This is a genomic window from Rheinheimera sp. (genome assembly GCF_030690345.1).
Taxonomy (GTDB): domain Bacteria; phylum Pseudomonadota; class Gammaproteobacteria; order Enterobacterales; family Alteromonadaceae; genus Alishewanella.
Genome location: NZ_JAUYGV010000008.1, coordinates 252,951 through 266,316, shown reverse-complemented (window position 1 = coordinate 266,316; position 13,366 = coordinate 252,951). Strand labels below are relative to the sequence as shown.

16 protein-coding genes are annotated in these 13,366 nt (G+C 50.4%); 10 read left to right on the top strand and 6 right to left on the bottom strand.

Annotated elements, in window-relative coordinates:
- Positions 1-24: 24 nt before the first annotated feature.
- The 6 genes from Q8O77_RS16185 (at position 25) to Q8O77_RS16160 (ending at position 3,836) form a co-directional block, all read left to right on the top strand.
- On the top strand, positions 25-447 hold the full coding sequence (locus Q8O77_RS16185) for a type IV pilin protein (protein WP_305555561.1): 423 nt from the start codon (positions 25-27) through the stop codon (positions 445-447).
- Between the two features lie 76 nt (positions 448-523).
- A complete protein-coding gene (pilV, locus tag Q8O77_RS16180; RefSeq protein WP_305555558.1) occupies positions 524-1,018 on the top strand; it encodes a type IV pilus modification protein PilV in 495 nt (164 codons plus the stop codon).
- Between the two features lie 2 nt (positions 1,019-1,020).
- Entirely contained in the window at positions 1,021-1,974 is a 954-nt protein-coding gene (locus Q8O77_RS16175; protein ID WP_305555555.1) for a PilW family protein, read from the top strand.
- A gap of 9 nt (positions 1,975-1,983) precedes the next feature.
- The gene (locus Q8O77_RS16170) at positions 1,984-2,355 is read left to right on the top strand and encodes a hypothetical protein (protein ID WP_305555551.1); all 372 of its coding nucleotides are present in this window, start codon (positions 1,984-1,986) and stop codon (positions 2,353-2,355) included.
- A gap of 1 nt (position 2,356) precedes the next feature.
- Entirely contained in the window at positions 2,357-3,430 is a 1,074-nt protein-coding gene (locus Q8O77_RS16165; protein WP_305555548.1) for a hypothetical protein, read from the top strand.
- A gap of 1 nt (position 3,431) precedes the next feature.
- Positions 3,432-3,836, top strand: coding sequence for a type IV pilin protein (locus Q8O77_RS16160; protein WP_305555545.1), 405 nt, complete (start codon positions 3,432-3,434; stop codon positions 3,834-3,836).
- Here Q8O77_RS16160 and Q8O77_RS16155 read toward each other — a convergent pair.
- Both Q8O77_RS16155 and nadE read right to left on the bottom strand, forming a co-directional pair.
- On the bottom strand, positions 3,833-4,342 hold the full coding sequence (locus tag Q8O77_RS16155; RefSeq protein WP_305555542.1) for a GspH/FimT family pseudopilin: 510 nt from the start codon (positions 4,340-4,342) through the stop codon (positions 3,833-3,835). The two genes, Q8O77_RS16160 and Q8O77_RS16155, sit on opposite strands and share 4 nt — an antisense overlap.
- A gap of 100 nt (positions 4,343-4,442) precedes the next feature.
- Positions 4,443-5,270, bottom strand: coding sequence for an ammonia-dependent NAD(+) synthetase (gene nadE / locus Q8O77_RS16150; protein ID WP_305555539.1), 828 nt, complete (start codon positions 5,268-5,270; stop codon positions 4,443-4,445).
- Between the two features lie 150 nt (positions 5,271-5,420).
- On the opposite strand from nadE, the gene glnB reads away from it, so the two are divergent.
- A complete protein-coding gene (glnB, locus tag Q8O77_RS16145; protein ID WP_305555536.1) occupies positions 5,421-5,759 on the top strand; it encodes a nitrogen regulatory protein P-II in 339 nt (112 codons plus the stop codon).
- The gene (locus Q8O77_RS16140) at positions 5,749-6,666 is read left to right on the top strand and encodes a M28 family peptidase (RefSeq protein WP_305555533.1); all 918 of its coding nucleotides are present in this window, start codon (positions 5,749-5,751) and stop codon (positions 6,664-6,666) included. The genes glnB and Q8O77_RS16140 overlap by 11 nt, the downstream gene beginning before the upstream one ends.
- On the opposite strand, the gene Q8O77_RS16135 is transcribed toward Q8O77_RS16140, so the two are convergent.
- From Q8O77_RS16135 to Q8O77_RS16125, 3 genes are read right to left on the bottom strand one after another with little or no spacing between them, the layout of a single operon-like run.
- Positions 6,667-8,175 carry a deoxyribodipyrimidine photo-lyase gene (locus tag Q8O77_RS16135; protein WP_305555530.1) on the bottom strand — a complete coding sequence of 503 codons (1,509 nt, stop codon included), beginning with the start codon at positions 8,173-8,175 and terminating at the stop codon, positions 6,667-6,669.
- Positions 8,172-9,449, bottom strand: coding sequence for a DASH family cryptochrome (locus tag Q8O77_RS16130; protein WP_305555527.1), 1,278 nt, complete (start codon positions 9,447-9,449; stop codon positions 8,172-8,174). The genes Q8O77_RS16135 and Q8O77_RS16130 overlap by 4 nt, the downstream gene beginning before the upstream one ends.
- Positions 9,446-10,975, bottom strand: coding sequence for a cryptochrome/photolyase family protein (locus tag Q8O77_RS16125; protein WP_305555524.1), 1,530 nt, complete (start codon positions 10,973-10,975; stop codon positions 9,446-9,448). Before Q8O77_RS16125 ends, Q8O77_RS16130 begins: the two co-directional genes overlap by 4 nt.
- 259 nt (positions 10,976-11,234) lie before the next feature.
- On the opposite strand from Q8O77_RS16125, the gene Q8O77_RS16120 reads away from it, so the two are divergent.
- On the top strand, positions 11,235-12,026 hold the full coding sequence (locus tag Q8O77_RS16120; RefSeq protein WP_305555521.1) for a THxN family PEP-CTERM protein: 792 nt from the start codon (positions 11,235-11,237) through the stop codon (positions 12,024-12,026).
- 128 nt (positions 12,027-12,154) lie between these two features.
- A complete protein-coding gene (locus tag Q8O77_RS16115) occupies positions 12,155-12,775 on the top strand; it encodes a DUF2796 domain-containing protein (RefSeq protein ID WP_305555518.1) in 621 nt (206 codons plus the stop codon).
- A gap of 37 nt (positions 12,776-12,812) precedes the next feature.
- On the opposite strand, the gene Q8O77_RS16110 is transcribed toward Q8O77_RS16115, so the two are convergent.
- On the bottom strand, positions 12,813-13,358 hold the full coding sequence (locus tag Q8O77_RS16110) for a DUF3299 domain-containing protein (RefSeq protein WP_305555515.1): 546 nt from the start codon (positions 13,356-13,358) through the stop codon (positions 12,813-12,815).
- Between the last annotated feature and the right edge of the window lie 8 nt (positions 13,359-13,366).

The following is a 13,366-nucleotide window of genomic DNA, read 5'->3' as shown; positions in this document are numbered from 1 at the left end:
AATTGAAATTTAGCAGGTAAGCAGATGAGCAAGCGATTTATTAAAGGCATGACGTTAATTGAGGTGATGATAGTTGTGGTGATAGTGGGTATTTTGGCTTCTATAGCCTACCCTTCTTATCAAAACTATGTCACAAGAACAAACAGAGGTGCCGCAAGTGCCTGCTTATTAGAGTTATCCCAATTTATGGAGCGCTTGTATACACAAAATATGACATATATACCTGATCCGGAAGTGCTGTTACCTGCACTTACTTGCAGAAATGATCTGGCTCAAAGGTATACATTTGCATTTACCAACAGAGCAGCAAGAGCTTATACACTTGCTGCTCAACCGACGGCTATACAAAATGATGCTGTATGTGGTGTCCTGACTCTTGACCAGACAGGAAGAAAAGGTGCTTTGAATGGTGCTGCCGGCTTAGATGTCATAAGACAGTGTTGGTGATTTTTCATTTAAATTTGATTTATTGAAATATTGTTGTAACTTTAAGGTTAAATAAAAATGTTTGTGGCATACGGATATGCGGTTACAACATGGATTTAGCTTGGTTGAAGTACTCGTTACATTATTAATCCTGAAAGTGGGGTTATTAGGCGTATTAGCTGCGCAAGCCTTAACTTTACGGCAGCTGCAAGGGGCGATACAGCGTACCCATGCTGTTGCTTTAAGTAACAGTTTATTCAATGAAATACGCGCCAATCGGCGTTTGGCTGATGTTATCGGCCCTCAGTTAAATTTACAGTCTGAGATCCCGGCCGCACCGGATTGCAGCCCCGACGTCGCCTGCAATGCAGAGCAAATGGCAGCAGCACAATTACACAGTTGGTTTAGTTTGCTACAGCCAGCTACAGGTGCCGGCTTGAGTGATGCAGAGTTTTGTCTGCAGCAGGTGGGCGGTGCAGCGCGGTTGAGCGTAAGTTGGCAGCAACGGCTACATGCTGCAGAAAATAATGCCGCGCCTTGTGAGGTAACCGCAGGCCGCAGTGGTTTTGCCATACAGGGCGGTGGTTGGTAATTATGCGCCCTGTAACCGGTTTTACGCTGACTGAATTACTGATTGCCATGCTGTTAGGCATGATTCTTATGACCCTGACACTAACGGCTTTTAGCAGTCTGAGCCGATCAGCCCGGCAAACTCAGCAATTGGCTGAGTTGCAGCAAAATGCGCAACTGGCGATGAGTATTTTGCAAAATGAGCTGGCTAATACCGGTTTCTGGGGCGGGCGCTCAGAGCCGCAGTTAGCAGTAACCTTGACTCTGCCGAATCCACCGGCAGGGGATTGCGTTGAAGCAGCACTGGACAGTGGCAGTTTTCCGCAACCGGCGCAAAGCTTTGTCACCTTATATGCCCGCACCATTGGTGCCGGGCGTCAGTTAAACTGTTTGACCGGCGCTATCCCGCAAACCGAACTGCTACAGATAAAACGCTTACTTGGCCTGCAAACAGCTATTGCGGATATGCGGCAGAACCGGTTTTATCTGGAAAGCGGATGGCAGCATAGCCGCTTTGTTGACAGCAACAGCGCCGGTTTAACTGCAGAATATGACTATTTTCCTTACCAGCATTTGGTGTTCTATCTGCAGCAGCAACGGCTTGACGGCGAATCAATACCGGTATTAATGCGCAAGCGCCTGAGCAGAAATCAAGCCGGGCAGGCCGTGATCAGCACCGATTCTGTGCTGGACGGTGTTGAACGCATGCACTTTGAATTCGGTATTGACAGTGATGCAGACGGCCAACTGGATTATCAACTAACGACAGAGCAAATGTCAGCGCAACTGTGGCAGCAAAGTAATGCCCGTATTATCAGCCTGCGATACCACTTGTTACTACGTGCCCGCCAGTCAGATCCGAACTACATCAATCAACAGCGTTATGATATGGGGCCGCACCGCTTTGTTGCGCCGGGCGATCATTATCGCCGGCTGTTGGTCAGCAGTACGATATTTTTTCAAAACGCAGTGCTTTAGGAGCCGGATATGGCAATAAATAAAGGAATGGTACTGATCGTGGCGCTGGTGTTTTTACTGGTGATGGCTTTGCTGGTGTCTGCCATGTTACTGGTGAGTCAGTTAAGTCATAAAACGGCATACGCTGCACAGCAACAATTGCAAACGTCACAGTTGGCGTTAAAGCAGCATTTGTCGCAGCTAACGTCGCTGCCGGCAGGGGAACTTCCGGCCGCAGAGTTAATGGCTGATTGCCCGGCAAGCTATGCCGCCTGGTCTGGTGGTGCTGTGCAGTGCGAGCTATTACGGGTAGATACAGAAACCTACTCCGGCGGGCGACATTTTTATGCCGGCTATAGCAGTTTGCTGTTAAGACAACGCCTGACAAAGGAGGTTGACTAAGATGGCAACACGTTACCTTATTACGCTGTTTAGTTTGTTGTTAACCGCTACGGCCAACAGCTGTAATTTAAACGAAGCGGAGCCTGTTGCGGCCAACCTGGCAGCCGGTAATGCCGATGAGCAGCCAAGGCGCGTGTTGTTGAGCAATAATGTTCAGCTTGAACTGCCGGAAGCTGACGGTGTGCTTAAAATACATAGCGCCGACAGTTTTATGTTGATTGATCAACTGACAGATTGGCCGACAGCGACGGGACAAATCAGCAGTATCAAAGCGCAGCCTGTCGTATTGGATCATAATTATGATGGTAGCGCAGATGCCGTCTACGTAGTGGACAGCCGCGGATTGCTGTGGTTTGTAACGATAAACAGCCGGGGGTTCGAAGCGGTAGAGTTACTGGCAGACTTTAGTGACACGCAAGCCCGGTTTACGCAGCCGTTGCAACTGGTACAAATGTTGGCACCGCACAGCGCTGGCCTGATGCAACAGCAAACCATGCTGCTGTTGACAGCGACGATGCCCGCCGGCGATTTATTGCTGGCTGTTAAGCACCAGAGGCACAGGCAAAGCCCACTGCAGTTGGCTGACCTGATTGACAGAACTGTTGTGAGTGCCGATGAACAACGCTACGGCATTGCTGAACAGTTATGGCAGCAAATTCAACAAGGCGCTGGCTGGTATATACAGCTGGATCAACGCTTAACTGCTGTGCCACAAGTATACGCCGGGGTAATTTATCTAACCTCTGCCGCTGAAACGCAGCTCAGAGCTGACTGTAGTTTGGCTGATGACGCGGTATCTCAGCTGTACGCGGTACATTTGCATCATGCCGGTTTAGTTTATGCCAGAAGGCAGTGGGATATCAGCGCTATAGATAACGCTGAACTGGTATTGCAAAAGAATAGCAGCGGAGAGCTTGAGCTTAGCCTGCAGCACGATCAGCAACAGCAGCTTTTATTAACTGACTTAAAAGCCATAACCGATGAATGTGCAGATTGCGTGACACCGCTAACGGCGGCGCAGTTTCCCGTTACTCTCCGGCTTGCTACCTACCAGACTGAACAAGGAGCACATTAAAATGTGTAATGTACGGCGCGGGTTTAGTTTGCTTGAGTTACTGGTCGCGTTGGCGGTGTTGGGTATCCTGGCAGCAATATGTTATCCGTCTTATCAACAATATGTATTAAGAACTTACCGCGCCGAAGCGACAGCGCAACTACTGCAACTGGCTGCAGCACAGGAGCAGTATCTGGCGGATTATGGTGTCTATACTGACGATTTGTCTGCGTTGGGTGGCGCTGCGCTTAGCCCGTCAGAGCGTTATGAGTTTCAAATACAGCTGTCAGAAGCTAATCTGGCGTTTGACATAACGGCAGAGGCTGAAGGGTTACAGCGTTCAGATAGTGATTGTTTGTTCTATAGCGTTAATCAGTTTGGTCAGCGCAATGTGCAATATCCACATAGCCTGGCCTGTTGGGATTAGTTAGTCGGGCAGGGTTCTGCTAACTCGGTCAGCCGGCCACGTCCGGCCTGGTTAAGTGTCATACGGTAATGCCATTGATACTGTGTTTGCGGGCAGTAATAAAAAGTACCGTTTTCAAAGCCATTTAAACTGCCATCACGACGAAACGTTACTGCACTGCGGTTATAGTGCAAGCGATGTGCAGCGTAAACCGGCGCAATTTCCCGTAGCAACTTCTTTTCGCCGGGATCCGGATAAAGCAAATTCAGCTGCAGCGGCAAGTGCTGCCAGTCTGCTGCACATTCACCATCTTCATAGGGACACAACTGCACCGCTAAATTACTGCTGGTGGCGGCCACCCGGGCGTAAGCTAAATGCTGACTGAACTGGCGCACATAAGCGCTGGCGCGTTGCCGTTCAATAAATTCCGCCAGTGCCGGCATAGTGCTGCTGATCAGAATAGTCAGCACGGCTAACGTTACCAGCAATTCAATCAGGCTAAACCCTTGTCGTAAAGGTTGTGGCATAGCAGCTTCTCAGCAACAGCGGTGCAATGCAAAAAGCATAGTATTTATTGAATAAATGTAAAATAAATGCAGCATTAAATATTTTAATGCTGCAACCAGCTTAGTCGTAAGGGGTGGGGATAGGTTGACGTTTGTGCTGGGTTTTCTGATAAATGGCGATTAATTTAGCACTGACATCAGCGGCAACAGCTTTACCTTCGAGGAAATCATCTATTTGCTCGTAGGTTAGCCCCAGCGCTGCTTCATCCGCCTTTTGCGGTGCCATGCATTCCAGATCTGCAGTCGGTGTTTTTCCAACCAACAGGTCAGGTGCACCCAGGGTTTTACCCACCAGCCTTACCTGGCGTTTGCTTAAGCCAAACAGCGGCGCTAAATCACAGGCGCCATCGCCCCACTTGGTATAAAAGCCGGTAATGTTTTCAGCGGAATGGTCAGTGCCCAACACCAAACCACCCAGTAAGGCGGCAATATGATACTGAATAACCATCCGCGTACGGGCTTTAACATTGCCTTTGGCGAAATCTGCCTGTGTATCAGTAGCGGTGGCCATTTCCTGAGCCGCCATAGCACTCCAGGTGGCCTGGTGAATGGCATCAGCACCAGGTTGCACATTAACGGATAGGGCTTTAGTGGGTTGAATAAAGTCTACCGCCAGTTGGGCTTCGGCTTCATCTTTTTGTGTGGCATAAGGCAGGCGTACCGCAACAAACTGATAACCACTGCCGCTTTGGTTCAACTCGTCTACCGCCAGTTGCGCCAGACGGCCGCAGGTAGTGGAGTCAATGCCGCCGCTAATGCCAAGCACCAGCGTCTTCATACCGGACGCGCTCAGGCGTTGTTTAATAAAGTCGACCCGGCGACGGATCTCAAATTGCGGATCTATCTGCGGTAATACCCGCATTTCTTCGATGATTTCGGCTGCATTCATAGTATTGTGGCCTCTGCTGCAAAGTATCACGCTATCTTACCGCGCTTTACCCTTGGCAGATCAAGTGATTCTTATCGATTAACTGCTGAACAGCATAGTAGCTTGTATTATACTGCCGCTAACACTGCTGCTTAACAGACGGAAACTGCAATGAAAAAAATTGAAGCCATTATTAAACCTTTTAAGCTGGATGATGTGCGTGAAGCGCTGGCAGATATCAGTATTACCGGTATGACAGTTACAGAGGTAAAAGGCTTCGGCCGGCAAAAAGGCCACACTGAACTGTATCGTGGCGCTGAGTATATGGTGGATTTTCTGCCCAAGGTGAAGTTGGAAATCGTGGTGCCGGATGAGCAGGTAGAGCGTTGTGTAGAGGCCATTATGAAAACCGCACAAACCGGCCGTATTGGTGATGGTAAGATTTTTGTGTTTGAAGTTGAGCGCGTGATCCGGATCCGTACTGGCGAAGAAGATGAGGATGCGATCTAATCTTCTGTTTTGGCTGTTTTTGTCGTCTTGTCTGCAATACAGTTATATATCTAAAGCAGACGTACTGGCCGATATTCAGCAGTTAAGTGCTGTACAGATGCAAGGCCGCAAAACCGGTACTGCCGGAGCAGAGCTGGCGCAGCAGTTTATTGTTGAGCGATACACTCAGTTGCAGTTGGCTACATTCAGTAACGGTTACCGGCAAAACTTCAGCTACGGGCGCGGTCAGAAGAAAACCGGTGTTAACATACTGGCGTATCAACCCGGCTGCACCTATCCGCAGCAATTTATCGTTATTACCGCACATTATGACCATTTGGGTAAACAGGGCCGGAAAATATTCCATGGCGCTGATGATAACGCCTCGGGCGTGGCTGCCATGCTGGAACTGGCCGCCAGGTTAAGTGCTGTTTGTCCTGCTTATTCGTATATTTTCCTCGCTACTGATGCAGAAGAAGGCGGTTTACACGGCAGCAAAGCCTTTGTTGCTGCACCGCCGGTGCCGGTAGAAAACATCGTGCTGAACCTGAATTTGGACATGATTAGCCGCGCTGACCGGCGTGGCAGGCTGTACCTGACCGGTGCCCGGCGCTATCCGGCTTTAACAGCGCAGTTGGCAAAGGATTTTAGCAAACTGCAGTTTTTGCACCATCGCGGCCCTGGCCGTATGGCACGTAATAACCCGCGCTATGACTGGCCCAATGCCAGCGATCACGGGCCTTTTTATCGCGCCGGTATCCCGTATTTGTTTTTCGGTGGCCAGGAGCACCCGCATTATCACACGCCTGACGACACCTGGCAGCGCATTGAAGCGGATTTTCTTGAGATGGCAATCAGCGCCATCTGGCAAACCGTGCAATGGCTGGAGCAACAGCCGCCACAAACTTTGCAAGCGGCGAAACGCTGATCACCAGTCAAAGCTCAATTGCTGACGATTTAACACTGCCTTAGCCACCGGACGTTTACGGCTGGCGTGGCGCACAAATACTGCTTGTTTTTGTTGTTGCCAGTGCAGTTTGTCATGCTGTTTCAACCACTGGCTAAGCCGGGCCCTGGCGTGTTGCTGAGCCTGCTGCAAATCAACTATCGGCAGTGGGTAATCAAGCTCTATCACACAAGCATAACGTTGTTGCAGCGCGGCAGGCATTAGCCAGGGCGTGTGCAACCAACTATCCGGTACCTGGCGCAGCTCGGGCAACCACTGGCGGATAAAGCGGCCGTCGGCATCTTTTTGTTGGCTTTGTTTTACCGGGTTATACATCCGGTTCGGGTTAATACCGGTGGTGCCGGCCTGCATCTGCATTTGCGCGTAATGAATACCTGGTTCGTAGTCGACAAAACACTGTGCCAAATGCAGCGCCAGCGGCCGCCAATGCAGCCACAAGTGATAACTGGCAAAAGCCACCAGCATGGCGCGGGCTCGAAAATGCAGCCAGCCGGTAGCGAGCAAGCTGCGCATAGCGGCATCGATCAGCGGATAGCCACTATGGCCGGTTTGCCAGGCTTGAAACAAGGCGGGGTTAAAGTCGTTTTCCCGCAGGCCATCAAAACCACGGTGCATATTAAAAAACTCGATTGCCGGCTCATCCTCCAGCTTTTGCATAAAATGGCAATGCCAGCGCAGCCGGCTGAAAAACGCCTGTAAACCCTGTTGCCGGCGTTGCTCAGTGCTGTGTTTGGACACCAAAAAGGTCTGTTGTTGCAAGCGGCGCAGGCTAAGCTGGCCATAGCTGATATAAGGGCTGAGCCTGGAGCAGCTGTGTACTGCTTTTGCCGGCAATGAAATATGCCGGCGATAATCGACGCAGCGCAGCTGCAAAAAGCTACTTAGCGTATCTTGGGCGGCGTTTGCGTTTTGCACTGTAGTGCAAAGCGGCAGGTCGGTTTTGCGATGAGGCGCAAGCTCAGACAAATCCCATTGGCTGTCAGTTACAAAAGCCAGCCGGGTAACAGCCGGTGCCGGTGCGGATTTCAACCAGTTGTCAGCCAGATTAAACCAGTTATCCCTGTCGGCTAATTTGCGAAAAATGGCGAACTGGCGATATTGCTGCCAGGGGATATTCAGCTCATGCAGCAGGCGCTTAACGGCCAGATCGCGTTGATAGGTCCAGAGGTTACCGGTTTCTTCATGGCTGTGTACACTGCTGATGGCAAATTGCCGGCATAACCGGCGCAGCACTGCTGTAGCCGGGCCTTTTATCACCAATAGTGGTTGGCCGAGGGCGGTTAACTGCCGGTTTAATTGCTGCAGTGCCGGCGCGACAAACTGCCAGTGGCGCAGTGATACATCGCTCTGTTGCCAGTAGTCCGGTTCGATAATATACAGCGGCAGTACTGCGCCGGTTTTGGCCGCCTGAAACAGCGGCTGATGGTCATCAATACGTAAATCGCGCTTAAACCATACCAATGCGGTCATGGTTGCTGTACCGTCAGCATTTGGCGGACAAAAGCACCATCCGGGTCATAGTGTTGTGCTTGCTTTTGCACATTAAACTGCCGCTCGCTGCTGTTACCGGTACCGGCGATATAAGCCCAGTTGCCCCAGTTACTGGCACAGTCGTAATCCAGTAAACGTTGCTCAAAATACGCCGCCCCCATACGCCAATCTATGCCAAGGTCGTGCACCAGATAGCTGGCGACATTCTGCCGGCCGCGGTTACTCATTAAACCGCTTTGGTTCAGCAGGCGCATATTGGCATCAATAAAAGCCATGCTGGTTTCGGCGTTGCACCAACGGTTAAAGGCGGCTTGCTGCGCACTGTTCAGTGTAGGGGCGCTAAAATCAAGCCTGCCTTTGATTGCGCCCTTGCTAAACCAGCGCGCGCCGTGTTTGCGAAACTGCCAACGGAAAAACTCGCGCCACAAAAGCTCAAACTTAAGCCAGTAGGTGGATTCATTCGCTGCTACCTGTGTTTCAAACTGAACAATTTGCTGCCATAACCAACGTACTGATAAGCCACCGCTTGCCAGCGGGGCAGAGCAAAAACTGGCATAGTCGCTGCCCGACAGCTGGTTGCGGCTGTCTTTGTAATGCAGAATATGCCGGCCCTGCCAGATAAAATACTCAAGCCGTGCCAGCGCTGCCTGTTCACCGGCCGCAGCATCCGGCTGCTGTGCCTGATATTGCTGCTGCAGTGCGGCAAATTCGCTGTTGTAGAGCTCTGCTGCTATTGGCGACAGCCAGTCACCGGCATTTGGCAAGGGTGTTACCGGTTCACTGACCATTAGCAGCGGCTCTAGTTGTTTGCGAAATGGCGTAAAGCTGTGCGGCAGGCTGCTCAGCTGCGGCCGCAGTGCGCCGCCCAGCAGCGAGTTGCAATCGAGCTGTGTGACGCTAAACCGCGTTGCCAGTTGCTGCAAGGCAGTGCGCTCATGCGGCGCTACCGGTTCTGCACAATACAGCCGCGTGGCATTTATACGCTGTGCTAACTGCGTGATGCAGGAGGCGGTGTCGCCAAACAAGGTGATTAAACCAATCTGCTGTTCAGCCAGTGCGGTTTTTAGTTCGGCTATTAGCGCCAATTGCTGCTGCAAGCGCTGCAGGTTGGCGCGGGCTAAACCATATTGGCGGCCAAAAAAAGCGGCTTTATTCAGTACGACAACCGCGACTTTGGGCCCGGCACAGGCATTAAGCAGCGGGTTGTCATGCAGGCGTAAGGTGTCATTTAGCAAAACTAAGCTGACACTCATAACTGCTCCAGCCGGTTTAGTGTGTCGGCAGCTTTCGCCAAAATAGCCGCCTTATCGTTGTCGCTGCGTTTATGCCAGTTGGCAAACGGCAACGCCAGCCGCGGATTAGCGCCCAACTGTTGTTGGTTACGGTTGAGGAAATCCCAGTACAACGCATTAAACGGGCAGGCATCGGTTTCGGTAGTGCGTTTAACGTTATAAGCGCAGTTTTTGCAGTAGTTACTCATGCGGTTAATATAAGCGCCACTAGCGGCATAGGGCTTTGAAGCCAGCACGCCGCCATCGGCAAACAGCGCCATGCCAAGGGTATTGGGCAGCTCTACCCATTCGTAAGCATCGGCGTAAACGGCCAGATACCAGTCGGTTACCTGCTCAACCGACAAACCCGCCAACAGCGCAAAGTTGCCGGTGATCATCAAGCGTTGAATATGATGCGAGTAAGCATGCTCAATAGTGTGCTGCACCGCTTGCTGCATACAGCGCATTTGCGTGTTGCCATGCCAGTAAAACCCCGGCAGAGCGCGTTCAGCGTTTAACGCGTTATGCTGTTTGTAATCCGGCATCAGCAGCCAGTACAGGCCGCGAACATATTCACGCCAGCCAATTAACTGGCGGATAAAGCCCTCAGCGGCGTTTAACGGCACCAAGCCCTGCTGATAAGCTTGCTGTACTTTGTTACACATCCAACGCACATCCAACAAGCCGCAGTTTAAATACATGGAGCAAATACTGTGAAACAAAAACGGCTGATCCAGCAGCATCGCATCCTGATAGTCGCCAAACACCGGCAGTTGCTGCTCAACAAAATGTAAAAAGGCCCGCCGCGCGTCTTTGCCGGTTACGGCATAGCTGAAATTGTCGCCATTGCCCATATTGCCGGCAAACTGCTGGTCAACCAGCGCTATCACCTCCAGGGTAAGAGCATCAGGGGCAAAACGCAGCGGCGGAATTTGCGGTAAATCCGCGGGGCAGGGTTTACGGTTATCAGCGTCATAGTTCCACTTACCGCCTTCGGGTGTATCACCTTGCATTAGCAGGCCGGTGTAGCGGCGCATATCGCGGTAAAAGTACTCCATCCGCAGTTGCTTTTTATCCCCGGCCCAGGCGTTGAACCGCGCGGCACTGCAAATAAAACGGTCGTCATCTGCTATATGCAGTGGCAGCGAAAACTGCTGCTGCCAGCTGTTTATTTCCTGTTGTAAGCGGTACTCGCCGCACTGTGTAACCAGCAGACCGTCCAGTTCCGGGTGCTGTTGCAGCGCATAACGCACAGCATCTGTCATGCTGTGGATGTCCGGTACAGCACCATATCTGATATAACAAAGTTGTACGCCTTGCTGTTGCAATACCGCAGAGAAATGGCGCATGGCACTGAAAATAAGAATAATTTTATGTTTATGGTGCTGTACATAGCCGGCTTCGGCACCAACTTCTGCCAGCAGGATGACATCATCCGCTTGGGCGTCGCGTAAGCCGGGCAGCGCAGGGCTGAGCTGATCACCCAGGATAATAATAAGGTTGGCCATAAATAAGGTCTGCACGTACTGATATGGCTAATACGCAGCCTGCAACCTCTGCAGATCAGTATGATTTTCTTTGTAGCGTTATGTATTGTCAGCGTAATTTACATCTACAGAATTTTTACTGTCGATATCCGTGTTGTCTGATATTTTTTCCGGTTAACAATCAATATGATGGGGTATATTGTTAACATTTGGCACCGAATATGCTTTTTGACTGCTGCAAGCAGTCTGTACCGGCTGTTTAACAAGAAGGAACTTCAGGATGAAACATACTTATTTAGCAGGGTTAGCTACTCTGGCTTTGACTTGCGGTACTGCTCAGGCAGCAATGATCACGTTGTGGGACTATCAGGTTGACGCTGGTTTTGTTAACAACAGTTGGGCCCCTGCCGCAGGCGTAACTGCAGGTGGCTATGATGTATCAAATGACTGGTATAAATCGTTAACGTGGGGACAGCCGGTAGATGGCGGGCCTTTATCGTCATTTTTGCTGTCAGATGCCACGGTAGGACAGGTAGATAGCTTTGGTAATGATGTTGATGGGTTATTATTGACACATAATAATTTTCCTATCTTTGCACCTTCATTACTCAGCGTGCAAATGCAGACTATTTTAATGCTTACTCCGAATATGCCGGCGGCTGGGCCATCTTACACTCCTCCTGCTATCACTTTTATGATTGATTTTTTGGAGACTACAAATAACCTTGACTTATGCCCGGACGGTGGCAGCAACGGCAGTGGCGCTAATATCAATGGCTGCGGTGATATCTTTGCTATTGCATCGCCGGACAGTTTGCTGCAAGCCTTTAATTTTGATGGTTATGCTTACACGATAAACATATCTTTAGAAGGAGGTGGCCTCTTGTCTGATGAAGCCTGTGCTGCAGCATCTGTTGACTCCGGCTGTTATGGCTTTGTTACGGTTGAAGATCAGGTAAACAACTTCCGGGCCCGGTTTAATATCACATCACGGGCTTTGCCGGTACCTGAACCTGCCGGTTTGGCGTTATTTGGTTTAGGCATGTTATTTTTACGCCGTTTCAGGCGGTAAACCGGCATGACCGGAGAAAAAATGCTGCCAACCGGCAGCATTTTTTATGCAGGCATAGTGATACAGGCGTTTGCATCAGCAGGGGGAGGCGCTATGATGGGAACTCTGATTACGTTACGGATCTTGCTATGTATTTACCTGCTGCTTTAACCATACTTAGTGCCTTAACTGCTACAGCCTTTGCTGAGCAATCGGCAGTACACCCGGTGCAACCGTTACAGCATGCTGTATCTGAGCAAAAACATGACCACGATCACGAGCATGATCAGCAGCACGAGCATGATGACGAGACAGACATGGTAGCTTTGGGGGCGCATGTGCATGGCCATGCCGTGCTAACCCTGGTGCTGGAAGGTAATGAAATGCAATTGGCGTTTCAGTCGGCAGCGCAAAGTATAGTGGGGTTTGAGCACAAGCCCGGCACAACAGAGCAACAGCAGGAAGTGACAGCGGCCATAGAGGTGTTTAATCAGGCGCAATGGTTTAGTTTTAATACCGACGCCAACTGTGAGCTGGTGATGGCAGAAGCCAGTACTGATCTGACAGAGCTGCAGGCCAATAAAGGCCATGCCGATTTTTATGCCAATTATCAACTGTTATGTCAGCGTCCGGCGCGGCTCAACGAGTTACAACTAACTATTTTCAGCCTGCTGCCAACACTGGAGCATATGGATATTCAGTGGATTATCAACGGCCAGCAAGGTGCATCACAGGCAGCATTAAGCAGCAGTACCATACGTTTTCAGTAAGGTTGAAACAAAAACGGCAGCTTAAGCTGCCGTTTTCTCAATAGGTATATTCTTCTACTTTATCTACTTTCAGGCTGTAAGCGGCCTGGCCTAAATCATGTGTCATCACATCAGTGGTCAGGGTGCCGCTGATCCAGAATGGCGAGTAAATCATGTCGGCTTTCAGGCCTTTGGCACCGTTGACGAAAATCATCTGGTTTGGCGGCGGCGGTGGCACGTGAATACAGGCGCCAAAATAAGGCACTAAAAAGAAGCTGGTAACATTTTGCTCGCCATCAAATTCCAGCGGTACAATAAAACCCGGTACCCGCACCTTGGTATTATTATACTTTTCCACCACCTTGGCGGAGTTCATAATTTGCTGCCATTGCTGTGCGGCCGGATCATCGCCTTTATAGTCATCATCAAACGGCGATGGCTGGCTGTAATCATGCTGCACTTGCGGCATTTGCTCTAACAGCTTTAAATCTTCTTCCGGCATTAAATCGGTCCATTCAAGGGTTTTAACCTCGCTTGCACTAAGTGCGACAGAAAAACATGCGACCAGTGTCAGGTATAACGCAACAGATAACGTCCGTAGCATTGGAGCTC

What these genes read in the sequence shown, in the direction of transcription:
- Q8O77_RS16185 (WP_305555561.1), top strand. Translation starts at nt 25, where the DNA reads ATGAGCAAGCGATTTATTAAAGGCATGACGTTAATTGAGGTGATGATA.
- pilV (WP_305555558.1), top strand. Translation starts at nt 524, where the DNA reads ATGCGGTTACAACATGGATTTAGCTTGGTTGAAGTACTCGTTACATTA.
- Q8O77_RS16175 (WP_305555555.1), top strand. Translation starts at nt 1,021, where the DNA reads ATGCGCCCTGTAACCGGTTTTACGCTGACTGAATTACTGATTGCCATG.
- Q8O77_RS16170 (WP_305555551.1), top strand. Translation starts at nt 1,984, where the DNA reads ATGGCAATAAATAAAGGAATGGTACTGATCGTGGCGCTGGTGTTTTTA.
- Q8O77_RS16165 (WP_305555548.1), top strand. Translation starts at nt 2,357, where the DNA reads ATGGCAACACGTTACCTTATTACGCTGTTTAGTTTGTTGTTAACCGCT.
- Q8O77_RS16160 (WP_305555545.1), top strand. Translation starts at nt 3,432, where the DNA reads ATGTGTAATGTACGGCGCGGGTTTAGTTTGCTTGAGTTACTGGTCGCG.
- Q8O77_RS16155 (WP_305555542.1), bottom strand. Translation starts at nt 4,342, where the DNA reads ATGCCACAACCTTTACGACAAGGGTTTAGCCTGATTGAATTGCTGGTA.
- nadE (WP_305555539.1), bottom strand. Translation starts at nt 5,270, where the DNA reads ATGAATGCAGCCGAAATCATCGAAGAAATGCGGGTATTACCGCAGATA.
- glnB (WP_305555536.1), top strand. Translation starts at nt 5,421, where the DNA reads ATGAAAAAAATTGAAGCCATTATTAAACCTTTTAAGCTGGATGATGTG.
- Q8O77_RS16140 (WP_305555533.1), top strand. Translation starts at nt 5,749, where the DNA reads ATGCGATCTAATCTTCTGTTTTGGCTGTTTTTGTCGTCTTGTCTGCAA.
- Q8O77_RS16135 (WP_305555530.1), bottom strand. Translation starts at nt 8,175, where the DNA reads ATGACCGCATTGGTATGGTTTAAGCGCGATTTACGTATTGATGACCAT.
- Q8O77_RS16130 (WP_305555527.1), bottom strand. Translation starts at nt 9,449, where the DNA reads ATGAGTGTCAGCTTAGTTTTGCTAAATGACACCTTACGCCTGCATGAC.
- Q8O77_RS16125 (WP_305555524.1), bottom strand. Translation starts at nt 10,975, where the DNA reads ATGGCCAACCTTATTATTATCCTGGGTGATCAGCTCAGCCCTGCGCTG.
- Q8O77_RS16120 (WP_305555521.1), top strand. Translation starts at nt 11,235, where the DNA reads ATGAAACATACTTATTTAGCAGGGTTAGCTACTCTGGCTTTGACTTGC.
- Q8O77_RS16115 (WP_305555518.1), top strand. Translation starts at nt 12,155, where the DNA reads ATGTATTTACCTGCTGCTTTAACCATACTTAGTGCCTTAACTGCTACA.
- Q8O77_RS16110 (WP_305555515.1), bottom strand. Translation starts at nt 13,358, where the DNA reads ATGCTACGGACGTTATCTGTTGCGTTATACCTGACACTGGTCGCATGT.